Source organism: Corynebacterium sp. HMSC072A04 (genome assembly GCF_001809235.1).
GTDB lineage: Bacteria > Actinomycetota > Actinomycetes > Mycobacteriales > Mycobacteriaceae > Corynebacterium > Corynebacterium hiratae.
This window is the reverse complement of sequence record NZ_KV796745.1, coordinates 1-7,820: the sequence shown is the minus strand read 5'-3', so window position 1 is coordinate 7,820 and position 7,820 is coordinate 1. Positions and strand designations below refer to the sequence as shown.

At 48.6% G+C, this 7,820-nt stretch carries 6 protein-coding genes; all 6 read left to right on the top strand.

The genetic code is table 11. The features are described 5' to 3' along the window. Positions 1-328 precede the first annotated feature (328 nt). The 6 genes from HMPREF2565_RS13870 (at position 329) to HMPREF2565_RS01910 (ending at position 7,742) form a co-directional block, all read left to right on the top strand. Positions 329-472 carry a hypothetical protein gene (locus HMPREF2565_RS13870; RefSeq protein ID WP_158010520.1) on the top strand — a complete coding sequence of 48 codons (144 nt, stop codon included), beginning with the start codon at positions 329-331 and terminating at the stop codon, positions 470-472. 76 nt (positions 473-548) lie between these two features. Beyond that, the gene (locus tag HMPREF2565_RS01925) at positions 549-2,027 is read left to right on the top strand and encodes an ABC transporter ATP-binding protein (RefSeq protein ID WP_049157201.1); all 1,479 of its coding nucleotides are present in this window, start codon (positions 549-551) and stop codon (positions 2,025-2,027) included. Next, positions 2,020-4,467 (top strand): class III lanthionine synthetase LanKC N-terminal domain-containing protein, encoded by a 2,448-nt coding sequence (locus tag HMPREF2565_RS01920; RefSeq protein WP_071406803.1) that lies wholly within the window; start codon positions 2,020-2,022, stop codon positions 4,465-4,467. The genes HMPREF2565_RS01925 and HMPREF2565_RS01920 overlap by 8 nt, the downstream gene beginning before the upstream one ends. Further along, complete coding sequence (locus HMPREF2565_RS13640; protein ID WP_141745876.1) at positions 4,451-5,716, top strand: hypothetical protein; 1,266 nt, start codon at positions 4,451-4,453, stop codon at positions 5,714-5,716. The genes HMPREF2565_RS01920 and HMPREF2565_RS13640 overlap by 17 nt, the downstream gene beginning before the upstream one ends. Beyond that, a complete protein-coding gene (locus HMPREF2565_RS01915) occupies positions 5,717-6,373 on the top strand; it encodes an ABC transporter ATP-binding protein (RefSeq protein WP_071406802.1) in 657 nt (218 codons plus the stop codon). Next, entirely contained in the window at positions 6,366-7,742 is a 1,377-nt protein-coding gene (locus tag HMPREF2565_RS01910) for a hypothetical protein (protein WP_141745875.1), read from the top strand. Before HMPREF2565_RS01915 ends, HMPREF2565_RS01910 begins: the two co-directional genes overlap by 8 nt. The last annotated feature ends 78 nt before the right edge of the window (positions 7,743-7,820 follow it).

Here is a 7,820-nt window from a genome sequence, read left to right as displayed (position 1 = left end):
GCTTCGATAACCAGCGATACCCGCATGTGAAGCGTCCCCAACCAGAGGACAGCTCCCATCAACTACCCACACGACGAAAACCGGAGGACACGTCACCCTTTCAAGTCTGTGACCTCCGGTCGTCGCAGTCCGGGAACCGTTCGATACGAAGTCAAGTGGCGGTCGAGTCGCAACTTCTTGCGATGCCTGCCTGCAAAGCGGAATAAGTCTCAAATGCCCACGATTAATTCCCGGTTAATTCTTTGTAAACACTGATCCTCATTCATTGACCGGCAGTCTTGGCATAAATAGTCTGACCGATACAACCTAGCTCAGGAAAGGAGGCGACATGAACATCCGTACACTGCAGGCCATGGTCGACGAAACCGACCTTGCAATGAAGAGTGAGGAACGGAAGGAGAGCACCTTCAGCCAGAATCACTGCGGCGACAACGACGTCAGCACCATCACTTGGTCTTACTGTGGAAACTAGCGCCTAGTAAAGCAATGTATCCGATTATACTGGCGGGAGGGGGCCTCTCCCGCCAGTCTACTTTAGTGGGTAGCTCATGATTATGGAAATCGCCAGACGCTTTCGCCGTTGGGGAGTTACGAGCCAGATTATTTGGTGTCTTGCGTTTTCAAGCGCCTTCGCAGGATTCTCTATAGTACAGCCCGCCCTACTAGCGAAGCTAATTGACGGCTCTAACAACGTTGGGGAGAGTCTCGAAGAGCAAGCACTAGCCCTATTACTGGTAGTAGTTCTTGCAACCACTTTCAATGCGCTATTGATTCGACAAGAAGGGCGCTTGATTGCCAAAATAAGAGGATCTCTTCAAAAAGACCTAATCTCAACGGTCGACGCAAACCAGTTTGAGCTGAACCACGGGAGAGGACTACAAGTTGTCGTTGGCGATACTGATACAGTTGCACACTACATCGTAGGACTGCTAAGCAAGATACTTCCTGGGGCGGGAATGTTCATTTTCGCCTTCATAGCCCTTTTGCGTATTGATACAATATTGACGCTCTTAGTGCTAGCGATGGGAGTTTCCCTTTCAGCATTGAGTGTGCCATTTCTAAAACGCATGGCTCGGGCGGAACAGGCAAACCTCCGCTCTCGAGATGAACTAAGCGACACCCTATTGACATACTTCTCGGTCGCCAAGGTAGCAACACTGAATGGGCGTCTTGAACACCTAAAAAAAATCGTAACAAACAGTTTTGATAATTTACAGCAAGCAACCTACCGGTCAGCCACTATACAAGCTCAGTTTGCACCATTTAATGGTTCTATAGTACCCATCCTGGCCGTCACAACTTTGGGCGTAGCGTCATGGCGAGTGCGGGTAGGAGCCATGGATCCTTCGGAACTCATCGAGTTTCTAATGTACATGTTCATATTAATGGCACCACTGCTTCGGGCTTTATCTTTGGCCAGCCAACGGGCAAAGGCACACACTGCGTGGCGTGAAATTTCCACTCTAAATGATATTGAGAATCCTCGAAAGGCCCTGCCGGAACGAGTCTTAAAAGTCCTGGATAGAAACCAGCAAAAGCTGCTGGATTCAACTGGCATCACCATAATTTTGGGTCCTAGCGGCATCGGTAAGACTACGCTCCTGCACGACGTTGCAGCCACGGTCGGGCCCACCGACACTGCCTTTGTAAGTCAAGAACCGAAGCTACTTCCACATACTCTTGAAGATACCTTACAGCTATATGGAAGTGGACCAGACTCCGAGCGATTCATGAACAACTTGAGTTGTCTGCGAATGCCCGATTGCACGTTGACGACCACTATCGCCCGCATGTCCGGAGGCGAGAGACAAAGAGTGGCTATTGCTGCTGCGCTCTCATCTAACAAAGAAACGCTAATCCTGGATGAACCAACTTCTTCTCTTGGCACGGACGATCAACGAGATCTCGCAAAGCTACTACGCAACCACGTCAACAATGGTGCGAGGGTAATACTGTCCACGCACAACTCCGACTTCGTTGAATTTATGCTGCCGGCTAACGTATTGGAGCTTGAGGAAAATGTTTAACTTCGAAGGAGCTCTCCTTCGCTCGCGAAGATTTTACGCACTCCCAACTCTGGAGGACACCACAGAGGATTTCTTGACGGGAGAGCTCGATGGTTATGTACTCCGACGGGGCGAATATTGGACCAGCTATCGGCTAATCGGTTCCGATATTTCCCCTCAAGGCTGGAAGATACATATCTCATCAAGTCCGACCGACCTTGATGAAGTCGTAACTCAAACATTAGCGGTTATTGATGAGTATCGGTTGCACTTCAAGATAGTCAATACACGGGACTCATACTTTCTTGCAAACAGTAAAAATGCTAATCGCACATCGGCAGGGAAGCTGATAACTATTTACCCCGACAAAGCATCCTTTGAAAAAGTAGTAATCGCCCTTGCCTCTAGGCTTAAACCATTTGACGGGCCTGAAATTCTAACCGACCTGCCCGGTCCCGTTCCCTGCATCCACTTCAGGTATGGAGCTTTCGTCCCAATGGTCAATGCCGACGGAGAGTACTGCTTATTGAATGACGATGGAGACCTCGTTCCTGACCGCCGCGAGGTCTTGGACCCAGTGCAAAGTCCCGAGACAGACTTAAAGATCGTGCATGAGGCTGTTGCCCGTCTGCAAAGCGGGAGGACTCTCGATGTTTCAAATGTCACTCTCGTAAAGCAGTCGAACGCCGGCGGAATATACCGCTGCACTTTTGATGGAAAGAAAGCGTTCTTGAAGCTTGGCCGGAAATTTGCAGGTTTTGATCAAGACTTGAACGACGGAGCCTTTCGAGTCAAGAACGAGCACACACAACTAAGCAGACTTATAAGCTCTGGTGCGACTCCAAGAGTTCTTGCTTTAACCGAGTTAGCCACTGATGTCGCGCTAATAACAGAAGATTTAGAATGCCTAGATCTTCATCAGTTTAAGAAAGCGAAATTTCCACTATATGCGAGAAATGGCGACGATTGGGTTCCTTATCTTCGCGAAGTGCTGAAAGTTGCAACTCGGCTGGAAAAGCGCATAAAGCTGTTACATTACAGTGAGGTATACCATCGCGACCTCCACGGTCGTAATGTTCTAACTGATGGCGAAGAAGTGTATTTCGTAGACTTTGAGGAGGCTACAAATTCTTCGGACGACGTTCCCGGAAGCTCTAAAGCACAAGGCTACGCCAATTTCAACGTAAACGATGCGGAAGAATCCGACTGGTTCGCCTTTAGACAAATTATTCAGGAACTGACCTTCGGGAATACACGAGTAAATCAATTCAACGAGGCCGGCTGGGATCGCAGATGGGATGACCCCTATGAAAGCATGCTGAATGATCACAGAGTATCCACGCTGTTGAAACAGCTAAGGAAGCTCGCCGCTGTTGATGGTCGTCTGAGAAACCCCCTACTAGACCCTTCCTTCTCGGACTCAAAAAAACCTACGATTACAGCAAGAACAATGAGGCAGAAGATCAGTCATGATGCCGAGCTTTGCATCCGCGAAACTGGCAGCATCTCAGTCTCACCTGATCGCCTTGAAAATGGCGCAGGGTATTGCCTGGAATTTGCGTATCTCAAGACAGCTCTACAAGCCGACTGGGATTTAGCTCGAGTCGTACCTAATTTTTTGCAGCACAATCAATCATCCTACGGTGTTGGGCTTCCTGACATCATAGACCGACTGGAAGAGCAGTACCAGTCCATCGAGGCCCCAGCTGCAAGCATCTCACGATCCGAAGTACTGCAGCTCCTGTTGATTGCACGATTCTCGAGCCAAGTTTGTGCATACCAAGGAGTAGTACGTAAGTGGATTCTTCGTATTGCAAAGCAAGCACGGAGTTTACACTTCGAAAAGCCCTTGCATGAGAACTCTAACCGGCCGAACGACCAGCGTACAGGCCTGCTGTATGGGCCTCTGGGATTGGCATGGATTTTGTCTCTCTGGTTGGAAGAAATGCATGAATCCGATGTTGCACTAGCAAAAGAAGCCATTACCTACTTAGTTGAACAGGAATTGACGAACTACGACTCCAATAGTGAAGGAGCTCTATTCGCCGTCCAGGGTAACCGCCTACTTCCGTACCTCAGCACAGGGAGCGCCGGATTCGGTCTACTCTTGCCAATGATAAAGAAGACTCTAGGCGGTGATTGGCTGCGCCCAGAGGCAGAACGTCTGTTGAACGCTGTGGACACTGAATTCAGCATTTGTAGTGGCCTCGCGAACGGGATGATGGGGCTCATAGTGGGAACCGCTGGAATTAGCAGCTACCTGGATCGTCCATATTCAGTACCTGCCCTCTACAGGCGGGTGCGCAGATTACTACCGATGGATAGCGCGGGAGACCTTTTCTTAGACGATTCTTCCCTTCGCTATGTTTTTGATGTATCAGAAGGTGCAGGAGGGTTCATACTTTTGCCTGGACTTCTCAGGATTGTTTCAATGGAGGCGCTCGATGATTTTGAATTATGATCAAAAGACAGGAAGCTTTCATGCAGCCACTCATACTTCGGGCTCGCCTGATATTGCAGTCCTAGATTCATTTTGTGCAGTCACGAACATAATTGAGCTCGTTGAGTTCAGAGTCCTTCTGTGCATCTATGATCCAACTGGCCACGAAAGATGGTACTTGCGTGTGTTGTTTGCAGATGCTCCAACTCGAGCCGAGACTCTCCCTGTAGCGGAGCCAGTACTCCTAGTGGATCGTAACAAGCCTGAAATCTTTATAAAAGTTTGGAGGTCGGGACATATTGAGTCTTTGCGGTGCAGGTTTGTGCATGGCGAACTTGAGTGGGAATTTTGCTCTCCGGATGCAAACGCAGAGTATCGCGTAATTTCTGAAACCTGGCCATTTAGAAAACTCCCACCGGAAGTATTGGAATCTGGAGCTTCAATTCATTACATTTCAGAAAATTTCTCCGCGACTGATGCTCAATCGCTATTGCAACAATCTATCAGGGCTACAGATGAGGTGTCCTCCGACTTTCTTCAACGGCTATCGTGCGACATCCAACAGTATTGGAGGTCATCACTTTCTTGGCCAGTCTTTGATTTAGCACACTCATCTAGCATCTGTGATGTTGAGATTTCCACAGCAGATTCTGTCAACAATGATTGTGACACGTACTTAGTGCACTCGTATGGGGTTTATGGCCAACGAGTTGCAGACGCCACAACTACGTTTGAAGGCTCGAATCTACTTAGGGTTCGGGAGCTGCTTTTGCCTCAGCCACGAGACTGTCTCGCAGACTATGCCGATGATTTGAGCTGCATTTCAAAACATTTTGCGACCAAAGGTCGGGTGGTTGCTAGCACCGTCTCTGCTGGTTCGGTGCCCCTTACTCTGTCGATCGCTAAGGAGCGAACCGCCTATTCGGGCCTGATATTTGATCGATGCATCTCAGCAAAGGGTTCCTCATATTTGTCAGACCTTGATAATCAACATATTTTACAAAGGTTGCCATTCTCTTCCCGACGTTTGCTCAGAAAAGGCTTCGAAGTCGCTCAAAAAGACCTACCAATCTTGTCATTTTCATCTATGTACGATTCACGTATTAGTAACAGGGACCAGCTCCGCTTCGGCTTGAATCTGCGCGAAGACCTTATCCAACTACATGTTTCCGGGGGACATGCCAATACGCCATGGGATGTTGATCGGTTAAAGAGAATCATTGGCATGGCATTCTTGATAAATTTTCTTCCTACAGTGAAGGACCGGTAGATGTTTGAGGTTATTGACGCTGGATTTCAATTCACGGTGCAGAACAGGAGGGATTGGCTATTCCGGAATGTGAACTTCTCGATTGCGAATGGCGAAGTGGTAGCCCTCATGGGGCCGTCTGGGTCAGGCAAGACCACTCTGCTTAATGGACTCGCTGGTATTGGGCGGTTATCCGAAGGTAAGAGCGTGCTTGATGGAATCCAGATATCGGGCCTGCCAAAACGAAAGGTGCGCAAACATCTAAGGGATTCTGTATCAATAGTTTTCCAAGACCACCTATTGATTCCGGGATTAAACCTGCTTGAGAACGCGGAGTTGTCTTGGGCCTTGTCGGGTAAGCCGAAGGGGATCTCCCCCAAAACAGTTTTAGACAGCTTGGCTATTGGAACAGAAAGGAACTCTCTGCCTGAAGAAGTCTCAGGTGGACAAGCACAGCGGGCAGCAATCGCGCGGGCCTTGGCTAGTGGTCCAAAGTTGTTATTCGCCGATGAGCCGACAGGGAGCTTGGACGAAGAGAACGCACATCGGGCTTTTGGTGAAATCAAGAATTGGTGCGGTTCACAGGGGGGACACGGTCTAATCGTTACCCATGATCCGGTCATTGCAAAGCTATGTGATCGTATTGTTCGTTTGGACGGTGGGACAATCAATGGATAATCCCAATCGCGATCAAGCAATCTCGCTTAAAGTTACAAAATCGTATTTTCGAGCGTCGTTAGGTCCCAATGTTGCAGCTGCGGTAGCTATCGGTTTTTCAATCGGCGTACTTGCAGCTGTTCTTAATACCCGAGCCGCGACTGAAGGTACAGCAGTGGGTGAGGCTGTCACGGTGAATGTAGCGACAAATGTTGCTATCTCTTGGACGATTGCCTCGATTTTCTGCATTCCGCAGATAGTGAGTAGGGCGTTTACCAAACTTGACTATTTCATCGGTTGTCTACAAATTGTTGGATGGCCGGCTCGACGGTACCTTGTCATGCTCATCGCACAGCTCCTATTCATCGAAGTCTTGGCTATCTTACTTTCTTATCCTGTAGCTGTACTCTTTCAGCGGTTAGTGATGCTGATTTCCCGTCGGGACTCTGACGATTTGTTGTACCCTGGTCAGTTTTTTGAGCCGATATCGCTGAATTCAATTTTGATGGCTACGCTCATAATCACTGTTAGCGTTTTCATTGTCGGCATTATCACGTTCATTGGTTACGCTTTGAAGCAGAAGACTCAGGCATCGGGAGCGAAGCCTGTACGTGTTTCAATTGACGGGCTCAATAGGCTGCGGTGGGGAGACTTGGCCGCTGTACTTCCCGTCGTCTTTCTTGTAATAGCGGTCCAGGCTGGTGCTCAAGCAGGACTTTTTGTCATTCTAGCTATGGTATCTGCCTTGTTTTGGCTATGTAGTCGCTTTATTCTGCACATCGTCAGAGCGATAGAGAAAGGTACTACCCGATTGGCTGGTGTCACTCCCGGGATAGCTGTACTGGGCGCATTCTCTGCAGAGCTTCATAATATGACGAAGTCTATCGTCTTGCCGTTGTCCTACGTGCTGGGCATTCCAGCTATTGTCCTTTCAGTTTCCCACACAGAGGCTGACGCATTGAATCAAGTGGGTGGGGGAATCCAGAATTGGGATTTTCTTGTCATGCTTGGTTTGCCCCTGTTCTTTGTAGGAATATTGTCGGTCACATCATTTCTAATGGCTGTAGATCAGGTCACGATTACAACTGACCGACTTAATAAAATTGGGTTTCCTGTCTCGGTGATCTATCTTGTCAGATTCGCAGGTTTACCATTTCTGTTTATGTGTGTCAGCCTTGGGATTGCAGCTATATTCGCACTGGTCAGCTCGATCATTCATGTGATAGTTCTTGGTTCGTCGATAAAATTTGCAATCGCCGGGCTGTCAATGATGGTCTCGCTATTATTAGCTGGGGCACTCTATTTATCTTTCATCCTGTTCGGGCTCTTCTACTCCCTTTGGAAGTACCTTCACCACAAGTACATCGCTGACCACCGTTCGAGGAACTAAGTGAAGCATGTTTCTCTTCGGCTGGTCGTCTGCAAGTGGCTAGAGAATGGACCTGACCCCTGTTAGGTAGACACCTGA

Excerpts from the sequence above, each read along its gene's own strand:
- HMPREF2565_RS13640 (WP_141745876.1), top strand. The coding sequence starts at position 4,451 with ATGATTTTGAATTATGATCAAAAGACAGGAAGCTTTCATGCAGCCACT.
- HMPREF2565_RS13870 (WP_158010520.1), top strand. The coding sequence starts at position 329 with ATGAACATCCGTACACTGCAGGCCATGGTCGACGAAACCGACCTTGCA.
- HMPREF2565_RS01915 (WP_071406802.1), top strand. The coding sequence starts at position 5,717 with ATGTTTGAGGTTATTGACGCTGGATTTCAATTCACGGTGCAGAACAGG.
- HMPREF2565_RS01925 (WP_049157201.1), top strand. The coding sequence starts at position 549 with ATGATTATGGAAATCGCCAGACGCTTTCGCCGTTGGGGAGTTACGAGC.
- HMPREF2565_RS01920 (WP_071406803.1), top strand. The coding sequence starts at position 2,020 with ATGTTTAACTTCGAAGGAGCTCTCCTTCGCTCGCGAAGATTTTACGCA.
- HMPREF2565_RS01910 (WP_141745875.1), top strand. The coding sequence starts at position 6,366 with ATGGATAATCCCAATCGCGATCAAGCAATCTCGCTTAAAGTTACAAAA.